The sequence below is a fragment of the Micromonospora sp. NPDC048905 genome (genome assembly GCF_040649655.1).
Classification (GTDB): Bacteria; Actinomycetota; Actinomycetes; order Mycobacteriales; family Micromonosporaceae; genus Micromonospora.
The window spans coordinates 52,019-71,949 of record NZ_JBEZFV010000005.1; the positions used below are offsets into that span (position 1 = coordinate 52,019).

Genomic DNA, 19,931 nt, shown 5'->3' on the forward strand with positions numbered 1-19,931 from the left:
GCCGGTCAGGCGGTCGGGGGCGGGGTGGGTAGCTTGTCGACGACCACCACGCTGCTGCCGGGGCGGACCTCGGCGAGCAACTCCCGCTGACCACTGCGGGTCAACCGGATACAGCCGTTCGTGGTGTTCTCGCCCAACTCGTCGTCGTTGTGCCAGGTGTGCACCCCGATGTGGGCACCCCGCAGCCCGGCCGGCACCGACTCGGGGTCGTCGGGCACCGAGCCGAGGGCGTAGATGTCCACCCCTCCGTAGACCTCCTCGGGCGGCGGGGTCCGGCCTAGGACGAAGGTCCGCCCGAGCGGAGTGTCCTGCCCCGGCTGGCCGAGGCTGATCTCCCAGGAGCGCACCGCCGTGCCGGCCCGGTACCAGGTGAGCCGGTGGACCTTGCGTTCCACCACGATCTGGTCGCGCAACGCCACGGTGTCGAACCCGCCGGGAGGCAGCCAGGCGAGCCTCCGATTGGCCGAGGGCAGCAGGACGGCAATCCAGCCGGAGCGCCGGTCGGCGATCGGCATGGTGAGGTCGACGCCGCTGATCGTTGGTTCGAGGAAGGCTCGTGGACGGCCGCCGGGCGCGTCGTACGCGGTGATCCGCCTGGTCGGGTGCGCACCCTCGGTCAGCGGCGTGGTGTCCATGGTGGCCGGATCCGTGGGGAAGCCCCCGGGCGCCGGGTCGTAGTCGACCACCGGCAGCCCCGCCGGGGCGGGCGCGGCCGGGGGAATCGACTCCTCGGCGCTCTGCTCGACGGTGCTCGGCGTCGGGTCGGCCGCGATCCGTCGGTCGGGTGCTGTCGTGCCGGGGGTCAGGGCCTGACCCACCAGCAGCGCGGCCACCAGCAGGGCCGGCACGGCGATGGCGGCGGCCACCCAGGGGCCACGGCGGCGATACGGGGACTTTCCGTCAAACAGCACTAAACCACTCTAAGGTGGCGGACGGTTCGAGGCCCCCGGTTCGGTGATACCCGCCGACCGAAGGTCTCGACCCCGCTCCGAGGTGGACGGCAACGCACGTCGACGCCACTCGGTTCGATCCCGGCCCAGAAATTTTTCCTAACGGATGATCCGCGCGCCCCGCCGGTCCGTACTGGATGGGGGAGCAGGGGTCGGCCGGTGGTACGCCGCCGCGAGACGATCGAGGAGCACATGGCCCGGGCACAGCAGAACCAGAAGGCGGCCACCGTCCGGACCAGCGCCAGCAGTCGGGGGGTACGCACACCGTCCCGGTCGGCAGCCACCATGCTGATCGCGTCGGTGCTCGCCGCACTGTGGGCGGCGGTCATGCTGACGGGCGCCGGACAGAAGGCGTACGCGTACGGCTTCTTCTTCACCGAGTTCTTCGCCGGGGTGATCTCCCTGGTGACGTTGAGCCTCACCGTGATGCTCGGGCTGCTCGCCACCGACCGGCTGGTGCTGCGCATCTCGCACCGGGTGCTGATGCAGTCGGCGCACCGGGCCACCGGCGTACTGGGCGTGGCCGGGCTCGGTTTCCACGTCCTCACCAAGATCGCTACTGGGCGGGCCGCCGCGACCGACGCGCTGGTGCCGTTCGTCGGCGGCCGGGGGCTCTACGTCGGGCTCGGCACCGTGGCCGCCCTGCTGATGGTCAGCGTGATCTGGACCGGGATCATCCGCGCCCGCTTCGCCGGCGTCGGTCCCAAGTGGCTGTGGCGCACGCTGCACTCCACCGCGTACCTGGCCTGGCCGTTCGCCGTGCTGCACGGCCTCAACGCCGGTCGGGCCGCAGCGCCCTGGGTGGTGTTCAGCTACCTGGGCTGCATCCTGCTGGTGGTGCTGGCCCTGCTGGTCCGGCTCTCGGTCACCATCGGCCGGCGCAGCCGCGAACAGCACCAGGCCGCGGTGCGTAACGCGGTGCTGGCCGGGCGGGCCAAGGAGACGAACACGGGCCGGAAGCTGCTGGCCGGGCTGACCCGACGCAAGAACGCCGACGCCGACACGCGTCCCGGCTGGGCGGACACCACCACCGCGACGTGGGCCGCGCCGGCCGCGCGTCGCGATCCGGACCGGTTCACCGTCCCGGTGGTGCCCGAACCTGGTTCCCTCGTCGAGCCGACCCGGCCCAGCCGCCGCCGGCGGGTGGAAGAGCCGGCGGCCGGCCGCGACACCGAACGGCCCTCGCGCGGCCGGCGGGACGAGGTGGAGCCCGCGACCCGCCGGTCGCGGCGCAGCGTCGAGGAGACCGTCACCCGTGGACGCGACGACGAGGAGGTCGAGCCGGTGACCCGGCGGCGCGGCTCGCGTACCCGGGACGAGGCGGTGCCGACCGGACGGCGACGCGTCGAGGAGCCGGCCGCCGAACGGTCCAGCCGCCGGTCCCGCGACGAGGACGACGGCACCCGGTACTCGGCACCGCCACGGCCGACGGTCGAGCCGGAGGAGCCGTGGGACAGCCCGCGCCGGTGGCAGGCCGCCGAGCCGATCTCCGCCGGCCCGGTCTCCGTCGAGCCGATCTCCGCCGGCCCGATCTCGGCCAGCCCCATCTCGGCGACGCCGCGCAGCGGCAGCGGCCGGCACAGCGTCGAGGACGACGTGCCGGAGGAGCCGGACTACTGGCGTCCGCCGGCCCGGTACGTGCCGGACGAGGTCGCGCCGCCCGTCGACGACACCCCGACCCTTGTCGACCTGGCGTCCCGGCGGGCTCGGCGGGCAGCCGGCGAGGGCCGGTCCGCCAAGCGCCGCAAGGCCAGCGCGGACGCGGTGGACGGGGCGTACTGGGCTGGGCTGCGGGGTGAGGCGAAGTGATGCGCACCGCGGTGCCACCGGTCGCCTGCGTGGGCGAGCCCCGGCTCACCGCCGGCTTCGCCGAGTACGGCCGGCTCGACCTGGCCGCGCACGAGGAGGTGCACGGCCCGATCGGCCCGATGGAACCGGCGCAACTGCTCCGGCTCGCCGAGGGCATGCAGCTCAAGGGCAAGGGCGGGGCGGGTTTCCCGTTCGCCCGCAAGCTGCGCGCCGTCCTGGAGTCCTGCGAACGGCAGGACCTCGCCGCCGTCGTGGTCGTCAACGCCAGCGAGGGGGAGCCGGCCAGCTGGAAGGACAAGGTGCTGCTGACCCGCGCCCCGCACCTGATCCTGGACGGCGCGGCGCTCGCCGCGTACGCGCTGGACGCCGACGAGATCGTCATCGGTGTCGCCGACGACGGAGTCGGTCGGGACTCGCTGATGGAGGCCCTCGAAGAGCGCCGGATGCCGGTGCTGACCACGATCGTCACCGTGCCGCACCGGTTCATCTCCGGCGAGGGCGGCGCGCTGGTCAACGGGATCAACGGGCTGCCGCACATCCCGCCCGGCACCAAGAAGCGCTCCAGCGACTCCGGGGTCAGTGGCCTGCCCACCCTGCTGTCCAACGCCGAGACGTACGCCCAGTTGGCCGTCGGCGCCCGCCTCGGCCCGTACGAGTACGCGGCCCTCGGCACCGACGACGAGCCGGGCACCGTGCTGCTCACCGTGACCGGCGCGGCGGGCCGACCGGCGGTGGTGGAGTGCACCGCCGGCATGCCGCTGCGCGACGTCCTCGACCTGTGCGAGGTACCGGAGATTCAGGGCATCCTGATGGGCGGCTACCACGGCAAATGGATCACCCCGGAGGCGGCGGAAACGGCCGAGGTGTCCCGCAAGGGGCTGGCGGCGGTGGGCGGCACGCTCGGCGCGGGCATCATCATCCCGCTCGGCGTCGACACCTGCCCACTCGGAGAGGCCGCCCAGGTGGTGCGCTACCTCGCCGGGGAGTCCGCCGGCCAGTGCGGACCGTGCAAGATGGGCCTGCCGGACCTGGCCCGCGCGGTGGACCTGGCTGTGGCCGGCAGTCAGCCGGCCGAGGTGGTGCGGGCCGCCGCCGGCGAGGTGAAGGGTCGGGGCGCGTGCAGTCACCCGGACGGCACCGCCCGGTTCGCGCTCTCCGCGATCGAGGTCTTCGCCGAGGACCTGCGGCTGCACAGCACCGGTGACGGCTGTGGTCGACGCGTCAAGGGTGTGATGGGGCTGCCCGGCGCACCCGACGCGAACCCGCAGAAGCTCACCCTGGACTGGTCGCGCTGCGACGGGCACGGCCTGTGCGCGCACGTCGTACCGGACTTCATCCGGCTCGACGCGAACGGATATCCCGCCTTCCCGCCCACCCCCGTGCCGACCTGGCTGCGGGAGGGTGCGTTGAAGGCGGTCAAGGTGTGCCCCGAGCTGGCTCTCCGCCTCGCCAAGGCCGAGTAGGGAAAGGGCACCTCCCGGACAACTGTGGAACGGAGACACGGATGCGCAGCTGGCACGCTCGGGGGCGACGGTCCCGGATCGGTGTGGGCCGGCGGGCCGGCGCCGCCGTGGCGCTGGCCACCGCACTGCTCGGCGTGGTCTCCTGCACCGGTACGGCCGCCCCGCCCGCGGCGGTCGCCGCGCCGGCCACCACAGGTGCCCCGCCAGCCGCCAACGCCACCGCGACCGGATCGCCGAGCACGGCCCCGGCAGCGGTCCCGGACGCGCTGCGCTTCACCGGCACCACCCTCACCGGGGCGGCGTTCGACGCGGCGCAGCTCGCCGGCAAGCCCGTGGTGCTGTGGTTCTGGGCGCCGTGGTGCGCCACCTGCGCCAGCCAGGCCTGGACGGTCGCCGAGATCGCGCCCCGCTACCGGGAAACCGTGCCGATCATCGGCGTCGCCGGCCTCGGCGAGCAACGCGCGATGAAGGAGTTCGTCACCGAGTTCGACCTCGCCGGGACGCCGCAGATCGAGGACCGCAAGGGCGCGCTCTGGAAGCGGTTCAGGGTGACCGAGCAGAGCATCTTCGTGATCATCGACCGGAACGGCCGGGTCGTCCACCAGGGCTTCCTGGACGGTGAGGCGCTCGCCGCCCGGGTCGCCGCCCTGGCCGGGGCGTGACCGCCGCCCTGCTGCTCGCGCTGACCGCCGGCATGCTCGGCGCCGTCAACCCGTGCGGCTTCGCGTTGCTGCCCGCGTACCTCTCGCTGTTGGTCGCCGGGGCGTCGGACGCCCGCGGCGCGGTCGGCCGCGCGCTCACCGCGGCGGCCGGGCTGACCCTGGGGTACGTGCTGGTGTTCGGCGCGTTCGGCCTGGCGCTCGCGCCGCTGGCCGGCTGGCTGCGGCCCCGGCTGCCGTGGCTGACCGTGGTGCTCGGCGTGCTGCTGGTGACGGCCGGCTGTTGGCTGCTCGCCGGCCGGCGGCTGCCCGCCCCCGGCTGGTCGGCCCGAGCGCCCCGGCTCACCCGCACGTGGCCGTCGATGGCGCTGTTCGGCGCGGCGTACGCGCTGGCGTCGCTCGGCTGCGCCATCGCGCCGTTCCTGGCCATCGTGGTGACCAGCCTCCGGGCCGGCTCGACGGGTCAGGGGTTGGCGCTGTTCGGCGCGTACGCCCTCGGGATGGGCCTGGTGGTCGCGGTCGCCGCGCTCGCCGTGGCGCTGCTGCGCGACGGGCTGGTGGCCCGGCTGCGCGTCGCCGGCGCGCTGGTGCCCCGCCTCAGCGGCCTGGTGCTACTGCTCGCCGGCGGCTACGTCGCCTGGTACGGCTGGTACGAGCTACGCCTGTCCGCCGGCCGCCGCGACGCCCTGCGGGACCCGGTGATCCGGGTGGCCGCCGAGGTCCAGCGCACCCTGGCCGATGCCCTTGACGCCGTCGGCCCAGCGCCGCTGCTGGCCACACTGGCCACACTCCTGCTGCTGGCCACCCTGGCCCGCCGCCCCCACCCCCGCCGCCCCCACCCCCGCGATCTTGCGGTTTCTGTCGCGACAAAAACCGCGGAACACCACGTTTCGGCGACAGAAACTGCAAGATCGGCGACGTGAGCGGGGTCGGGGCGGGGACGGGTCGGGTTGGGGTTAGGGGGTTAGGCGGTCGGTGCCCAGGCGGTCTTGGAGGACCTTGGGGATCAGGACGCTGCCGTCGGGCTGCTGGTTCTGCTCCAGGATGGCCGGGAAGAGCCGGCTCGTGGCCAGGGCCGAGCCGTTGAGGGTGTGCACGAAGCGCGTCTGCTTGCCGCCCGGCTCGCGGTAGCGGATGGCCGCCCGCCGAGCCTGGTAGTCACCGGCCCAGGAGACCGACGACACCTCCTTGTACTTGCCGGTGCTCGGCATCCACACCTCGATGTCGAGGGTCTTCTTCATCGACGCACTGGCGTCACCGGCCGAGAGCAGCGTGCGCTGGTAGTGCAGGCCCAAGCCCTCGACCAGGCTCTCCGCGTGGGCGAGCATCTCCTCCAGGGCCGCGTCGGCCTGCTCCGGCAGGGTGAACTGGAAGATCTCCACCTTGTTGAACTGGTGCCCGCGCACCGTGCCGCGCTCGTCGGAGTGCGAGCCGGCCGACTCCCGCCGGTAGCACGGGGTGTACGCGAAGGCCTTCAGCGGCAGCTTCGGGGTCTCCAGGATCTCGTCCTGGTACGCGCCGAGGATCGCCGTCTCCGAGGTGGGCAGCAGGAACTGCCCGCGCGGGGCGGACTCGGCGTCGAGGTGGTAGACGTCGTCGTAGAACTTCGGGAACTGCCCGGCGGCGAAGCCGGCCGAGTCGAGCAGCAGGTGCGGCGGGAGCAGGAACTCGTAGCCGGCCCGGACGTGCTGGTCGATGAAGTAGTTGAGCAGCGCCCACTCCAGCCGGGCGCCGATGCCCGTGTAGATCCAGAAGCCGGAGCCGCCGAGCTTGACCCCACGCTCGTAGTCGACCAGGCCCAGCGCGCGGCTCAACTCCACGTGGTCGCGGACCTTGTCGATCACCGGCGGCTCGCCGAAGGTCTTCACGACCTGGTTGGCTTCCTTGCCACCGGCCACCACGTCGTCGGCCGGCAGGTTGGGCAGCTCACTCATCGCCGTACGCAGCCGCGACTGCACGTCGTCCAGTTGGGACTCCAGCTCGGCGAGCTGTCGACGCTCGGCCTCCGGCGCGGCGGCCTGCGGCTCCTCGCCGGCCCGCTTCGCCTGCGCGTACGCCCGGGCCTCCGCCTTGCGGCGTTGCCGCTCGGCATCGATCTCCGTGATCAGGGCGCGGCGTTCCTGGTCGAGCCGCTGGATCTCGTCCAGCGCCCGAGTGACCTCGGCGGGATCCAGACGCTTCGCCAGCGCGGTCGCCACCGCCTCGCGATCCTTCCGGATCAACTCCATGTCGAGCATGCTGCTCCGTACGCCTCCGTCCGGGGTTCACAGGTGAACCACCAGATGCTACCGTCGCGGGCTTTTCCTCCCGGAACGGGGAGTGCGGGCCACCGACTCAGAGCCGGATCGGCATCAACACCGAATAGGTGTCCGCGTCGTCCGTGCGGCGCACGGCCAGCGGGGCGATCGGTCCGTCCAGCTCCAACACGAGTTGCGCCGCGCCGGCCGCGGTCAACGCGTCCAGCAGGTAGCCGCCGTCCACCCCGACCCGCAGCGCGTCGGTGCCCAGTTCGGCGGCGGCCAGCAGCCGCAGCGCGCCCTGGTCGTCGACGCCGAGCACGGTGACCGCCCGGGTCGTGCCGTCGTGGTCGCGGGCGACCGTCGGGGCCGCCGGGTCGGCCAGCGCGGCGCGCAACGCCGCCACGTCCACCGGGACCCGGCGCGCGGTGGGCCGCTCGCCGACGGCCTTACGCAGCAGCCTGCGGTAGTCCGGGAAGTCGTACGGCAGGGCGGTGCCGGTCAACGTCCGGCCGGCCACCAGCACCCGCAGCTCCGCGCCGGCCACGGTCAGCCACACCGGTCCGGCGTCGGTGGCGTCGAGCAGCGGCCGGAGGTCATCGACGAGGGCGACCGGCACGAACACCCGCGCCCGGGGGCCGTCGACGTCGGCCGTGGCGCGGGCGAGCGCCAACCGGTACCGGTCGGTGGCGACGAGCCGGACGCCGTCCGGCTCCACGTCCAGCAGGACACCGGAGAGCATCGGCAGCTCCGGGTCGACGCCGACGGCGAAGCGCACCGCGTCGAGCGCGGCGGCCAGGTCGGTGGGGGAGAGCAGCAGCGTGGTGGTGGCCGGCTGGGCCGGGTCGACAAGCGCGCGGAGTCGGGCGGCCTCCCGGCGGGCGTCGGTGAGCCCGTCGGCCAACCGGCGCAGGTGCGTGTCGAGCAACTGGTGCACGGCCGCCGGCTGGGCGCGGACGGCGGCGGCGATCTCCGGGACCGGCATCCCGATCCGGCGCAGCCCGGCCACCAACCGGGCCGGCGTGATCTGCTCGTCGGTGTACCAGCGGTAGCCGGTCACCGGGTCCACCAGGGCCGGCTCCAGCACCCCCGCCGAGTCGTAGAAACGCAGCGCGCTGACGGTCAGGCCGCTGGCCCGGGCCAACTCGCCGATGCTGTGCAGGTCACTCACGTCGGGCATCCTGCCCCCTCGACCCGGTCGAGGGTCAAGCCGAGGGTTCCAGCACCCGGAAGGTGAGCCCGGCCCGGATCAGCCGGTCCAGCAGCGCGTCACCCATCGCGGCGACGGGGGTGAGCTGGCCGGCGGTCGGCGGCAGCTCGTCGAGCGCCAGGCAGAGCGCCGACTCGGCGAGCATCTTCGCCGTCTCGTCGTACCCCGGGTCGCCGCCGGCCACCTCGGTGACCACCCGCTGCCCGCCGCCGGTGCCGACGAACCGGACCCGGAACCAGGACGCCGCCCGTTGCTCGGGCGTGGGTCCCTGCCCGGAGGCGAGCCGGCCGAGCAGCCACCGTCGGCTGGGCGGCAGCTTCACCAGCCCAACCAGGGCGCCGAGCCCGACCGCGCCGGCCAGCACGGTGGGCAGCCGCTTCACGGCGGCGAAGTGCCGGTACCGGAAGTCCGGGCCGTACTCCGGACGGGCCGCCGCCGACCGGCGGACCACCTGCGGATCGATGGTCGGCAGCGGCACGGTCCAGATGCCCAGCTCGGCGGAGCGGGCCAGCCGGCCGGGCACCGCGCGGACCCGGCGGTCGGTGGGGCGCGGCTCGACCGCCCGGCGCTCCCGGGCGGCCTGACTGGCCTGCCCGCTACGGGAGAACGCGGTGAGCGCCGAATGGTAGGTGCCGGCGGAGAACCGGCCACCGGCGCGGACGTAACCGTCCACGGTGATCGGGGCGTCGGCGGGGAGCTGCTTGACCGTGAACCAGACGCCCAGGTCGTGCGGGATGGAGTCGAACCCGCAGGCGTGCACCAGCCGCGCGCCGGTGCGGGTCGCCTCGGCGTGGTGGCGCACGTACATGAGGTCGACGAACTCCGGCTCGCCGGTGATGTCCAGATAGTCGGTGCCGGCCGCCGCGCACGCCGCGACCAGCGGCTCGCCGTGGTGGACGTACGGGCCGACCGTGCTGGCGACCACCCGGGCGCTCTCCGCCACGGCCCGCAGCGAGTCGGCGTCGGTCACGTCGGCCGTGAGCAGCGGCAGGTCGGCCAGTGTCGGGTCGACCGCCGCGAGCCGGTCCCGCACGGCGGCGAGGCGGTCCGGGTTGCGGCCGGCCAGCGCCCAGCGCAGTCCGGCCGGGGCGTGTCGGGCCAGGTAGTCGGCGGTCAGGCCACCGGTGAACCCGGTCGCCCCGAACAACACCACGTCGTACGTCCGCTCCCCAGCCATTCTGAGAGTGTGCCATTCACGGTCCCCGACGGCAGCGCACGAGGAGGGCGTCAGGGTGTGAACACGGCTCGTACACAGCCGTCGGCCCGGTCCCGGAACAGCGCGTACCCCTCGGGGCCGCGCGCCAACGGCAACCGGTGGGTGGCCAGGTGTTCGGTGCGCAGCTCGCCGCGGGCCATCCGGTCCAGCAGCATCGGCACGTCCCGCAGGTCCGGCCGACCGGCCCCGCGCAGCGTCAGCCGTCGCTCGGTCACCGCGCCCAGGCCGAACGCGTCGACGAACCCGTCCGTCCCGCCCAGCAGCACCACCACACCGCCCTTGCGGCACGCGTACACGGCCTCGCGTGTCGCGTCCGGCCGGTCGGCACGGCCGCCGAGCCGCTCGGGCGGCGGCGCGCCGACCGCCACCACGCAGACGTCCGGCCCCCGCCCACCGCTGCGCTCGCGCAACTCCGCCGCGACGTCGGTGCGACGGTAGTCAAGCGGCTCCGCGCCGACGTGCCGCTCGGCCATCCGTAACCGCTCCTCGTACCGGTCGACGACCAGCACCCGGGCGGCTCCGCGCAGCACCGCCGCCCGAGCGGTCAACTGACCCACCGCCCCCGCGCCCCAGATCGCCACCACGTCGCCGGGACGCACGGCACCCAACTCGGCGGCCAGCCACCCGGTCGGCGCCGCGTCGGCGGCGAACACCGCCCGGTCGTCGTCGACCGCGTCCGGCACCCGGAACGCGCCCACGTCGGCGTACGGCACCCGCACGTACTCGGCGTGCCCGCCCGCGAATCCGCCCGCCGCGCGGGGACGGCCGAAGGAGCCGGCGTCCGACTGTCCCCAGCCGGGGTCGGCGCTCGCCGGGTCGGCATGGGCGTTGTCGCAGCAGGAGTGCAGGCCGTGGCGGCAGTACCAGCAGCCGCCACAGGCGACGCTCGCGCCGACGACCACCCGATCGCCGGTGCGGTGCCGGCGCACGCCGGGACCGACCTCGACCACCTCGCCCAGGAACTCCGCCCCGAGCACGTCACCGGCCCGCAGCAGCGGGTTCCGGCCGGCCAGCAGCGGCAGGTCCCCGCCGGAGGTGGCGCTGCGGCGGACCCGGACGATGACGTCCCGCTCGTTGCGCAGCTCCGGGTCGGGCACCTCGCGTACCGCCACCTCATCGGTGGCCACCCAGCACAGCGCCCTCACCCGCGGACCTCGGGGCGGTCGAGCACGGACCGGTCGGCGCACAGCACCTCGCCGGTCTCCGCCCGCTGCTTGATCTGGCGCAGGACCCGGCGGACCAGCAGATGAGGGTCGTCGCCGACCAGGTGCGCGGCCAGCCCGACCGGCGGGCTGGCACCGGCCACCGGTCGGGCGGCCAGCTCGGTGCCCCGATCGCCGGGCGCGGGGCGCACCCGCACCTCGACCGCGCCGTCCAGACGGCGCAAGGGCTCCGGCCACCGACCGGCCGGAAGCACCTGCTCGGGCGGCCGATCGACGGTCACCACCTCCCACCGGAGCGAGGTGACCGGGTCGCGGTCCGCGCCGGTCCGGCGGCCCCACCGGGGTACGCGCAGCCGGCGCAGCCCGGGCAGCGCCACGCCACCGAGGCCCGCCCGCACCAGCCGTCCCATCGCTCCCACCGGTTCCACGTCCTCCCCGTCCACGTCCCCGATCGTCGGTCGCGGTCGGGTGAAGCGTGCTCGCCCGGAAGGGGTGAACCGCCCCGCGCCGGGTAACCGCACGCCGACCGGGGGCGGAGCGCGTGGTGGGGGTGGGGCTGGGTGCCAGAACAGCAGAGTCGCGTGCGCGTCGACCCCGCGGCGGAGTCACCGCTGCTGGCGTCCCGGCTGACCCCGGCCGTGCCACCGGAGCCGGTGCTCGCCCGGCCCCGGCTGCTGCGCCGGCTGGACGAGGGCGCTGCCGGACCCGTCACCGTGGTCGCCGCCCCCGCCGGCTGGGGCAAGACCACACTGCTCGCCACCTGGGCCCGGCTCGACGGTGGGACGCCCGACGTCGAGCCGGGCGCGGTCGTACCCGACTCTGGTGACCTCTCGGTGTCGCCCGAGGACAGCCCGGTCTCGGCCTGGGTGTCGGTGGAGGTCGGCGACGACGCCGACCGGCTCTGGGCGTACCTCGCGGCGGCGTTGCGGACCGCGACCGGGTCGGCGGAGGACGGCCCGGTGCCCGACCGGCCACCCCGCCCCGACCAACTGGAACTGTTGGCCGCCACCCTCGCCGCCGCGGACCGGCCGGTGCTGCTGATCCTGGACGACCTGCACCGGGTCGCCGACCCGGCGGCGCTGCACGGCGTGGAGTTCCTGCTGCGGCACGCCGGGCAGCGGCTGCGTCTGGTGATCGGGGCGAGGGCCGGGCTGCATCTGCCCCTGCACCGGCTCCGCCTCGCGGGCGAGCTGACCGAGATCGGCCCGGACGAGCTGGCGTTCACCGACGACGAGGTGGCCGACCTGCTCACCGCGCACGGCGCGGCCCTGCCGGCGGCCGACGTGCGCCAGTTGCGCGAACGCACCGGGGGCTGGCCGGCCGCGCTGCGCATCGCCGCCCTGGCGGTACGCGGGCAGCCCGACCCGGGGCGCTGGGTGGGGCAGTTCGGGGGCGACCAACCGGAGATCGCCGGCTACCTGCGTGAGGAGGTGCTGGCGACGCTCGACGCGGCCGAGGAGGACCTGCTGCGCCGGACCGCCGTCGTCGAGAGCGTCTGCGCCGACCTGGCCGGGGCGCTGACCGGCCGCGCCGACGCCGGGCAGGCGCTTGCCGACCTGGCCGGGACGGGTGGCCTGCTGCACCGGGAGGACACCCGTCCGCCCTGGTACCGCTGCGATCCGCTGCTCGCCGACCTGCTCCGCGCCGACCTGGCCCGGCTGCCCGGCCCGGAGCTGCGCGATCTGCACGTGCGGGCGGCCGACTGGTACGCGGGTGACGGACGGCCGGCCGACGCGCTGCGGCACGCGCTGACCGCCGGCCGGTGGGACCTGGCCGGCGACCTGTTCGTCGCGCACTGGCCGGAGCTGACCCGGTACGACAGTGACCCCGTGCACGCCCCGGCACCGGGCGCTCCGCCGGTGGAGGTGATCCGGGCCGACCCGGAGGTGGCCCTCGCCTACGCCGCCGAACGCGCGTACGCCGGCGACCTCCCGGCCGCCACCGGTCACCTGCGCGCCGCCGCCGGGCACGCACCGGGCCTGCCGGTGCCTCGCCGGCAACGGTTCCTGCGGCTGGTCACCGCGCTGGAGTTGACGGTGGCCCGGCTCGCCGACGACCCGGTGGAGGTGCGGGCCGCCGCCGCCCGGCTGCTGCGGACCCGCCCGCCGGGCGCCACACCGACCCGCCTGCCGGACCCCGCGTCGTCGGGCGGTGCCGCGTCGCCGGGCGGTGCCGCGTCGCCGGGCGGTGCCGCGTCGCCGGGCGGTGCGACGTTGACGGCCGGCGGGAGCGGCGCCGCCGACGACGCCGACCTTCGGGCGTTCACCGGCACCGCCCTGGGGCTGGTCGAGCTGGCCGGCGGTGGGCTGCCGACCGCCCGGTTCGTCCGGGCCCGGGCTGCCGCTCGGGAGGCGGGCCGGCCACGTACCGAGCTGGTCGGCGTCAGTCGTGCCGCACTGCTGCTCGCCGTACGCGGTGAACTGCGGGCGGCCGAGCAGGCGGCCCGGGAAGCGCTGGGCATGCCGCCCTGTCGGGGCTGGTCCTGTCGACTCGACTGCGCCTACGCGTATCTGGCGTCGGCCCAGGTGGCGCTGCTGCGCGACCAGCCCGACGAGGCCACCGCGAACCTCAACCTCGCCGGCCCGGCGCTCGGCGTCGCCGGCGGCCTGGTCGACGGCTCCGCAGGGGACGCGGGCGGCGGCCGGCTCGCCGCCGTCCGGGGCGAGCCCGTGGCCACGGCGGTGGCCGCGCTGTGCCGGGCGCACCTGCACCGCGACTCCGGCGACCCGGCAGCCGGCCAGCGACTGCTCGTCCAGGCCCGGGAGGCGCTCGTCGACCTGCCGTCCGCCGCCGAGTTGACCAGCCTGCTGCGAGCCGCCGAGGCCGAACTGCGCGCCGAGCGCGGCGACCTGGACGCCGCCCGCGACCTGCTGGTCGGCGTAGACACCGACCCGGTGCTCGCGGTGGCGTCGGCGAAGGTGGAACTGCTGGCCGGCGACGCCGCTGCCGCCGGCCGCGGGCTGCCGGCCTGGCAGGCGCCGGCGGCCACCGCCTGGCCCCTGCCGGTACGCCTGGACGCCGGCCTGCTGGACGCGGTGCTGGCCGGTCGCGCCGGGGACGGAAGGCGGGCGGGTCGGCTCCTGGAGCAGGTGCTGGATCTGGCCGGGCCGCAGGGCTGTCGGCGCGTCTTCACCCACGCCGGGCCGCCGGTGCGCGACCTGCTGGCCGCGCACCTGGACGCGGGGACCGCCCACTTCACCCTGGTCAGTGACCTGGTACGCGGGGCCGGGCCGAGCACCGCCCGGCCGGCCGCCGAGCCGAGGGGCACGCTCGACGAGCCGCTCACCGAGCGGGAGTTGACCATCCTGCGCTACCTGCAGAGCATCCTGTCCAACGTGGAGATCGCCAGCGAGTTGTCCCTCTCGGTCAACACGGTGAAGACCCACGTTCGCAACATCTACCGCAAACTCGACGCGACCCGCCGGCGCGAGGCGGTCCGGCGGGCGCGCGAGTTGCGGCTGATCTGAGCGGGCCGACAGGTCAGGCGTCGCCCGCCGCGTCCACGGCCGCCAGCAGATCGGGCAGGTCGTACCCGCCCTCGTGGCGGACGCCGTTGACGAACAGGGTGGGGGTGCCGTTCACCCCGCTGCGGATGCCGCCCACGAAGTCCCGGCGCACCCGGTCCGCGTGCGCCCGGTTCTCCACCTCGGCGTTCAGCTCGTCCGGCGGCAGTCCGACCTGCTCGACACCGAGCGAGAGGTGCACCGGGTCGAGTTGGTCCTGGTGCTCGTAGAGCCAGTCGTGCATCTCCCAGAACCGGCCCCGGACCGCGGCGGCCTCGGCCGTCTCGGCGGCCCGTTCGGCGTACGGGTGCACGTTGGCGATGGGGAAGTAGCGGTAGACCAGCCGGACGGTGTCGGCCCGCTGCCGCAGCAACTCGTGCAGGTTCGGGTAGGCCGCACCGCAGAACTGGCACTGGAAGTCGCCGTACTCGACGACGGTCACCGCCGCGTCGGCCGGCCCCCGGACGTGGTCCTCGGTGGTGACCGGGTCCCGGAGTCGGGCGGTCACCTGCAGTGGCGTGGTCATCCGGTCATCACCTTCCGATCGGCGGCGAGTTGGTCGAGCGCGTCGAAGATGCCGTCGGCGCCCGGGTTGACGTCGGGCGGCGAAACGAAGCTCCAGGTCACCTGCCCGGCCGGGTCGAGCACCACGAGTGCGCGGTCCGCCTCACCCTGCGAGTTGTACGCGCCGTAGCGGCGGGCCACCTCGCCCTTCGGCTCGAAGTCGGCAAGCAGCGGGAACTCGATGCCCCGGCTCTCCGCGAACGCCCGGTGTGACCAGATGCTGTCCACCGAGATGCCGAGCACCACCGCCCGGTACTGCGCGAAGACGGGTGCCGCCGACTGGTAGAGCGACATCTGGTCGCCGCACACCGGGCTCCAGTCGGCCGGATAGAAGGCGAGCACGACCGGTCGTCCGCGGAACTGCTCGGGCCCGGTCAGGGCACCGTCCGGGGTGGCCGGCAGGGTGAAACCGGGCGCGGAACGCCCCGGCTGGATCAGCCCGTTCGGATCACTCATGCCCCCAGCCTGCTCCCGGGGTGGGTGAGTCCGGCTCACCCACCCCGGGTGGTTTCGCGCTCGCTCAGTGCCAGCCGGGCGCTCGCCCGCGCTCGCTCAGCGCAGCACCGGGGCGACCGCGATGTGGTTCTGCACCTCCCGGATGCCCGGGGCGGACCAGGCCACCTGCTCGACCTCGGCCCGTTCGGGCATGGAGTGCACCAACCCGGCGAGCACCGCGGTGTCGCCGTGCACCCGCACGCTGATCCGTTCGGCCTCGGTCGCTCCGGCTCGGGCGAGCGCGTCGACGATCCGATCGGCGAGCTGTCGGCCGTCCGGTGCGGTCGCGGGCCGTACGGTGATGCCGTTGCTCAGCCCCCGTACGCCGGTGAGCCGTCCCACCGCCCGCTCTGCCGCGCGGCGCTGGTATTCCCACTCGACGTCGCCGTGCAGCGTCACCCAGCCGGCCGAGACGGTGACCTGGAGCTTCTCGATGGGTACGAACGCGTCCCATTCCAGCGCGTGGCTGGCCGCGGCGGCCAGGTCGGGATCGGTGCGTTCGGCGGCGTCGGCCAGCTGCACGGCCAGGTCGTTGGCGACCGCCCGGACCCGGGCGACCCGGTGGGCGGCCCGTTCGGCGGCCCACTTCTTGGCGTAGCTGTCCACCCGGCCGGTCAGCGTGACGACGCCCTCGGCGACGGTCACACCGATCTCGTGCGGCTGCACCCTCGGTTCCCAGGTCAGCTCGTCGAGTACGGCGGACTGGATGTCCTGGTCGGTGCGGTCGATGTCCGCGATCGCCATCTGGGCCTCCTCCCTGCGTGGGTGGCGGACCGGTGGCGGCTGCGGCCGGAGGTCCGCCGGGGTCCGAGCCTGCCGTCGGTCCGGGTGAACCGTCCTCACCCACGGTGGGTGAGGAGTCGCAGCTCCGAGTGCCAGGGTGTCCGAAGGCAGATGCATGGGAGCGCTTCCAAAGCGAGCGCCTTTCGGTTACCGTAATCGCAGTCCTCGATTGCGGGAGCCGTCGCGTCGGGTGGTGGAAGTCAGGGCAACTCCACCTCGTCCCCGTCGTCGTGCTCGTCCCCCGGGCCACGACGTCCCCAGCGGATCGACTCCGTCCCCCGGTCTCGATCCGCGAGCAAGCCACCGATACCCGCACGTCTCGCGGGCCTGGTCCGCTGCGTGCTGGCCACCGCCGTCGTGGTGGGTCCGCACCCCGCCGGCCCCCGCCCGAACACCGGTCCGCCGGGCTGCCTGAGGGGTCCGGCACCCGGCGGGCCGGCCCACAACTTCATATTGGGTACGGCACCGGCCGGCGGCACGACGACGGACCCCGCCCGACCAGGGGTGAGCGGGGTCCGTGCTGGTGCTGGTGGACCTGTCGGTCAGACCGCCGGGGAGTTGGGTCGGTCCACGTCGACGAACTCCACGTCGTCGACAGCGTGGGCGTCCCGGCTGCCGGCGGCCCGCGCGGCGGAGCCGACGGCCCAGCCGACGGCGGCGCCGACAAGCGCGGCGCCGATCAGCAGCGTCCACGGCAGAGCCGGCTGTCGACCGGCGAGCGCGTCGAAGGCCAGCGAGGCCCGGCGTCGCGCCTCCTCGGCGGCGGAGCCCACCAGGTCACCCGCACCGTCGGCGATGTCGCCGCTGTTGCGACGGGCCGAGCGGGCGGTGTCCCGCACGCTGTCTCCGGCCGAGTTCACGGCAGAGAGCAGCTGCTCCCAGGCATGGTCCGCAATCCGCTCCGGCTTGCTGCGGCGGTCCAGCACGTTGGTTCCGAACATCGTGGTTACCTCCTCGGGTGCCGAAGCCGCCGGCCACTTCGGACTTCGGCGTCTGTTCAGCGCGTCACGGTTCGCCTACCCCGCCAGTGCCCAGGGCCGCCCGAGCGCAAACCCGGCCGGCTCCGGCCCGCCGCCGCGACTCAGCGCACCACCACCACGGCGACGCCGCGGGCGAAGTCGTCGTCATCGTCGTCATCGTCGTCTCCACCGCCGAAACCGCAGGCCAGTACGAGAGCGAGTAGAACGCCGACGCCGGCCAGACCGGCAAGTCGTTTGATCATCGAAGGTCCTCTCCGTATGGGGGGTGTCCCGGCCCGATGCTAGGTGGCGTCGGCAACTGGTGGGCCCGGGTCGGGGGGTGTCCGCGCGCGACACGCCGGTGGCACGGGGCGGGCCGCCGGTCGGGGGTCGGTTGTCGGGCGCGTCGGGTCGGGACGGCTACCCTGGTCCGCGGCGCATCGGTCGCGACCGGTCGTCGGAGGTCAAATAACAAAAAGTCTTGAGCAATCAGATACTCAAAAGTGCGGATATGGGTGCCTTTGTGGGTCCGGATCCGTGAATTGCTCATCCCGAGGGGTGGCGACCGAGGCTGTCAGAGGAATACTCTCGGTCGCGGCCCGCGTACTGATGAGGCGCCCGGGGGACGGGCGGGTGGAGGTGCTCGCGTGAGCCTGTCGATCGTGAAGTCTGTTCTGTCCGGTGGAGTCGTGGAGATCGCCCCGCGGGGCGAGATCGACGTCGACACAGCGTACGAGGTGCGCGAGGCGATCGCGGAGGTGCTGGCCAAGGGCCGGCCGCTCCGCATCGAGCTGAACATGAGGCTGGTCACCTTCATCGACTCCGTCGGCATCAGCGCCATGGTTGCCGGCTTCCAGACGGCCGAGGTCAGCAACGTCAAGCTGGTGGTCACCGAGCCGAGCCGGTTCGTGCACCGGCAGCTCTGGGTGACCGGTCTGCTCGGCCTGTTCGGTGCCCCCGAGCCCTACTTCGCCGGTGCCGCCACCCCCGAGGTGCTGCCTGGCGCCTGAGCGCCACCAGACAGCACGGTCAGGGCTGGTCGTCCAGTCCGGTCAGGTCGATGTCGGTCGCCTCGGTGACTGCTCGGATGGCCGTCACCGACGCGTACCCGGCGGCCAGCAACGCCACATCGGTGCCGGGCTGCGCGGCCTGCCCCGGCTCCTCCAGTGAGGTACGCACGAAGCCGTGGCCGGATTCGGCCACCGTCATCTGCACCTGACCGAAGCTGGCCAGCGTGCCGCGTCGCACCCCGCGCAGCCGCCCGTGCGGCAGATCCGGGGCGTTCACGTTGAGCACGCTCTCCATCGGCCCGGAGGTCAACCGGGGGAGCAGGTCCAGGGCGACCCGCGCGGCGGTGCTCCAGTGCCGCTCGGCGTCGCGTACCCGGGCGGCGGCGTCCACCGCGGCACCACCGCTGGCTGCCGTCGCCTCGCCCGCGGACAGCACGTCGAGGGAGACCGCCATCGCCCGGCAACCGTTCGTGGCGGCGGTGAAGGCGGCTCCCACCGTTCCGGAGTGCAGCACGGCCCGCCCCGCGTTGGCACCCCGGTTGATCCCGGAGAGCACCACCGACGGCGGTGGGCCGAATGCGCCGTGCAGCGCGATCAGGGTGATGAAGCCGGGGGAGCCACCCACCCCGTACGCCGGCACGCCAGCCAGGTCCGGCAGCGGATGGTCGTTCACGACGACCCTCCCGTCGCGCTCCACGGCGCTCATCGCGGCGCTGGTCCCGCTCGCCTCCTCCAACGGCGCGGCGACCACCACGTCCAGGCCCCGCTGTGCCGCCGCCCAGGCCAGTGCCTGAATGCCGGGCGCGGCAATCCCGTCGTCGTTGGTGATCAGCACCCGCAGCGTCATCGTTCGACCACCCGGCCGGCCAACTCGTCCGGGGTGGTCCGCTCCTGGGGTCGGCTGTCCGCCGGCACCAGCCGGACCCGGTCGACCAGGCCGGTGATCGAGTCCAGTCGTCCGGTGCCCAGACCGTGCCGGGTCACGTTCATCGCGCCGGCGGCGGCGCCGGTGCGGATGGCGGTCCGGATGTCCCCGCCCCGGGCCACGACGGCGGCCACCCCGGCGGTCATCGAGTCGCCCGCACCGCGCGGATCGGCGGCCTCCAACCGGGGCATCTCGACCTCGAACAACTCGCCGTCGATGAGCGCCAACGCCGGCTGTTCGGCCCGGCTCACCACCACCGTCTCGGCGCCGGCGGCGTGCAGTTCGTACATGGCCCGGGTCAGCTCCAGGCTGTCGTCGCTGCAGGCGCGGCCGTCGCGGATCAGCTCCTCGTGACTCACCTTGAGGAAGAACACACCGCTCTCCAACACCGCGCCGAGGTGGTCGCCGGAGAGGTCGACCACCACCCGGCCGCCGTTGGCGGCGAGGTCGGCGGCGAAGCGCCGGTACAGATCGGCCGGGACCAGCCACGGCTCGTTCGGCCCACTGAGGATGCTCACCGCGGCCCGCAGGCCCTCGCCGAGGGCCAGGTTGTACAGCTCGTCCAACTCGTGTCGGCTCAACGGCTGCCCCGGTATGTCGGCGATCTCCTGCCGCGAGCCGTCCCGGCGGTCGTGCACGTACCCGCCGCTGCCGGAGTCACGGACCACCACCTTCAGGTCCACGCCCTCGCTGACCAGGAGCGGCTCCAGCACCTGACCGATCTCGCCGCCGAGGGCGGCGCAGAGCACCACGTCGACACCGAGCGACATCGCCATCCGCGCCTGCCAGACGCCCTGCCCGCCGGGGTGCAGATGCAGCTCGGGGTGCTCGTTCGGCTGGTCCACGGTGACCGTGAGCTGCGGGGTGGGCGCGAAGACCATCACGTGCCCGCTCATCCGTCGTCGCCACTCATGATGCCGCCCTCCTGCACGGTTGGGTGATTCCTCACCAACCGACCCTAATGCGACATCTGGCGGCGGGGCAT

At 74.3% G+C, this 19,931-nt stretch carries 19 protein-coding genes; 6 read left to right on the plus strand and 13 right to left on the minus strand.

Features of this window, described 5'->3' with window-relative positions:
• Positions 1-5: 5 nt before the first annotated feature.
• Positions 6-911: a L,D-transpeptidase gene (locus tag AB0C01_RS14725; protein ID WP_357571370.1), complete on the minus strand. Its 906-nt coding sequence runs from the start codon at positions 909-911 to the stop codon at positions 6-8.
• A 198-nt stretch (positions 912-1,109) separates the two neighbouring features.
• On the opposite strand from AB0C01_RS14725, the gene AB0C01_RS14730 reads away from it, so the two are divergent.
• The 4 genes from AB0C01_RS14730 to AB0C01_RS14745 are packed head-to-tail and all read left to right on the plus strand — an operon-like array spanning position 1,110 to position 5,804.
• Positions 1,110-2,759 (plus strand): hypothetical protein, encoded by a 1,650-nt coding sequence (locus tag AB0C01_RS14730; RefSeq protein WP_357571371.1) that lies wholly within the window; start codon positions 1,110-1,112, stop codon positions 2,757-2,759.
• Positions 2,759-4,222 (plus strand): NADH-ubiquinone oxidoreductase-F iron-sulfur binding region domain-containing protein, encoded by a 1,464-nt coding sequence (locus tag AB0C01_RS14735; RefSeq protein WP_357244797.1) that lies wholly within the window; start codon positions 2,759-2,761, stop codon positions 4,220-4,222. The genes AB0C01_RS14730 and AB0C01_RS14735 overlap by 1 nt, the downstream gene beginning before the upstream one ends.
• A gap of 41 nt (positions 4,223-4,263) precedes the next feature.
• Positions 4,264-4,884 carry a redoxin domain-containing protein gene (locus AB0C01_RS14740; RefSeq protein WP_357244799.1) on the plus strand — a complete coding sequence of 207 codons (621 nt, stop codon included), beginning with the start codon at positions 4,264-4,266 and terminating at the stop codon, positions 4,882-4,884.
• Positions 4,881-5,804, plus strand: a complete 924-nt coding sequence (locus tag AB0C01_RS14745) for a cytochrome c biogenesis protein CcdA (RefSeq protein WP_357571372.1) — start codon at positions 4,881-4,883, stop codon at positions 5,802-5,804. The genes AB0C01_RS14740 and AB0C01_RS14745 overlap by 4 nt, the downstream gene beginning before the upstream one ends.
• A gap of 33 nt (positions 5,805-5,837) precedes the next feature.
• On the opposite strand, the gene serS is transcribed toward AB0C01_RS14745, so the two are convergent.
• From serS to AB0C01_RS14770, 5 genes are all read right to left on the minus strand, one after another.
• Positions 5,838-7,118: a serine--tRNA ligase gene (gene serS / locus AB0C01_RS14750; protein ID WP_357244803.1), complete on the minus strand. Its 1,281-nt coding sequence runs from the start codon at positions 7,116-7,118 to the stop codon at positions 5,838-5,840.
• A 97-nt stretch (positions 7,119-7,215) separates the two neighbouring features.
• A complete protein-coding gene (locus AB0C01_RS14755) occupies positions 7,216-8,280 on the minus strand; it encodes a MerR family transcriptional regulator (RefSeq protein ID WP_357571552.1) in 1,065 nt (354 codons plus the stop codon).
• A 43-nt stretch (positions 8,281-8,323) separates the two neighbouring features.
• Complete coding sequence (locus AB0C01_RS14760) at positions 8,324-9,505, minus strand: saccharopine dehydrogenase NADP-binding domain-containing protein (RefSeq protein WP_357571373.1); 1,182 nt, start codon at positions 9,503-9,505, stop codon at positions 8,324-8,326.
• Positions 9,506-9,555: 50 nt separating this feature from the next.
• A complete protein-coding gene (locus AB0C01_RS14765) occupies positions 9,556-10,689 on the minus strand; it encodes an alcohol dehydrogenase catalytic domain-containing protein (protein ID WP_357571374.1) in 1,134 nt (377 codons plus the stop codon).
• On the minus strand, positions 10,686-11,117 hold the full coding sequence (locus tag AB0C01_RS14770) for a hypothetical protein (RefSeq protein ID WP_357571553.1): 432 nt from the start codon (positions 11,115-11,117) through the stop codon (positions 10,686-10,688). Before AB0C01_RS14770 ends, AB0C01_RS14765 begins: the two co-directional genes overlap by 4 nt.
• A 171-nt stretch (positions 11,118-11,288) precedes the next feature.
• On the opposite strand from AB0C01_RS14770, the gene AB0C01_RS14775 reads away from it, so the two are divergent.
• Positions 11,289-14,174: a LuxR C-terminal-related transcriptional regulator gene (locus AB0C01_RS14775; RefSeq protein WP_357571375.1), complete on the plus strand. Its 2,886-nt coding sequence runs from the start codon at positions 11,289-11,291 to the stop codon at positions 14,172-14,174.
• Positions 14,175-14,187: 13 nt separating this feature from the next.
• Here the strand turns inward: AB0C01_RS14775 and AB0C01_RS14780 are convergent, their stop codons facing one another.
• From AB0C01_RS14780 to AB0C01_RS14800, 5 genes are all read right to left on the minus strand, one after another.
• Entirely contained in the window at positions 14,188-14,736 is a 549-nt protein-coding gene (locus AB0C01_RS14780; protein ID WP_357244813.1) for a DsbA family protein, read from the minus strand.
• Positions 14,733-15,230, minus strand: coding sequence for a redoxin domain-containing protein (locus AB0C01_RS14785; protein ID WP_357244815.1), 498 nt, complete (start codon positions 15,228-15,230; stop codon positions 14,733-14,735). The genes AB0C01_RS14780 and AB0C01_RS14785 overlap by 4 nt, the downstream gene beginning before the upstream one ends.
• 96 nt (positions 15,231-15,326) lie before the next feature.
• Positions 15,327-16,013, minus strand: a complete 687-nt coding sequence (locus tag AB0C01_RS14790; RefSeq protein ID WP_357571376.1) for a BON domain-containing protein — start codon at positions 16,011-16,013, stop codon at positions 15,327-15,329.
• A gap of 581 nt (positions 16,014-16,594) precedes the next feature.
• A complete protein-coding gene (locus AB0C01_RS14795; protein WP_357244819.1) occupies positions 16,595-16,993 on the minus strand; it encodes a hypothetical protein in 399 nt (132 codons plus the stop codon).
• A gap of 140 nt (positions 16,994-17,133) precedes the next feature.
• On the minus strand, positions 17,134-17,274 hold the full coding sequence (locus AB0C01_RS14800) for a hypothetical protein (protein ID WP_204941479.1): 141 nt from the start codon (positions 17,272-17,274) through the stop codon (positions 17,134-17,136).
• Positions 17,275-17,658: 384 nt separating this feature from the next.
• Between AB0C01_RS14800 and AB0C01_RS14805 the strand changes: the two genes are divergently transcribed.
• Entirely contained in the window at positions 17,659-18,021 is a 363-nt protein-coding gene (locus tag AB0C01_RS14805) for an STAS domain-containing protein (RefSeq protein ID WP_357244821.1), read from the plus strand.
• A gap of 19 nt (positions 18,022-18,040) precedes the next feature.
• Here the strand turns inward: AB0C01_RS14805 and AB0C01_RS14810 are convergent, their stop codons facing one another.
• Positions 18,041-18,868: a 5'/3'-nucleotidase SurE gene (locus tag AB0C01_RS14810; protein WP_357244823.1), complete on the minus strand. Its 828-nt coding sequence runs from the start codon at positions 18,866-18,868 to the stop codon at positions 18,041-18,043.
• Entirely contained in the window at positions 18,865-19,842 is a 978-nt protein-coding gene (locus AB0C01_RS14815) for a PfkB family carbohydrate kinase (protein ID WP_357244824.1), read from the minus strand. Before AB0C01_RS14815 ends, AB0C01_RS14810 begins: the two co-directional genes overlap by 4 nt.
• Positions 19,843-19,931 lie beyond the last annotated feature (89 nt).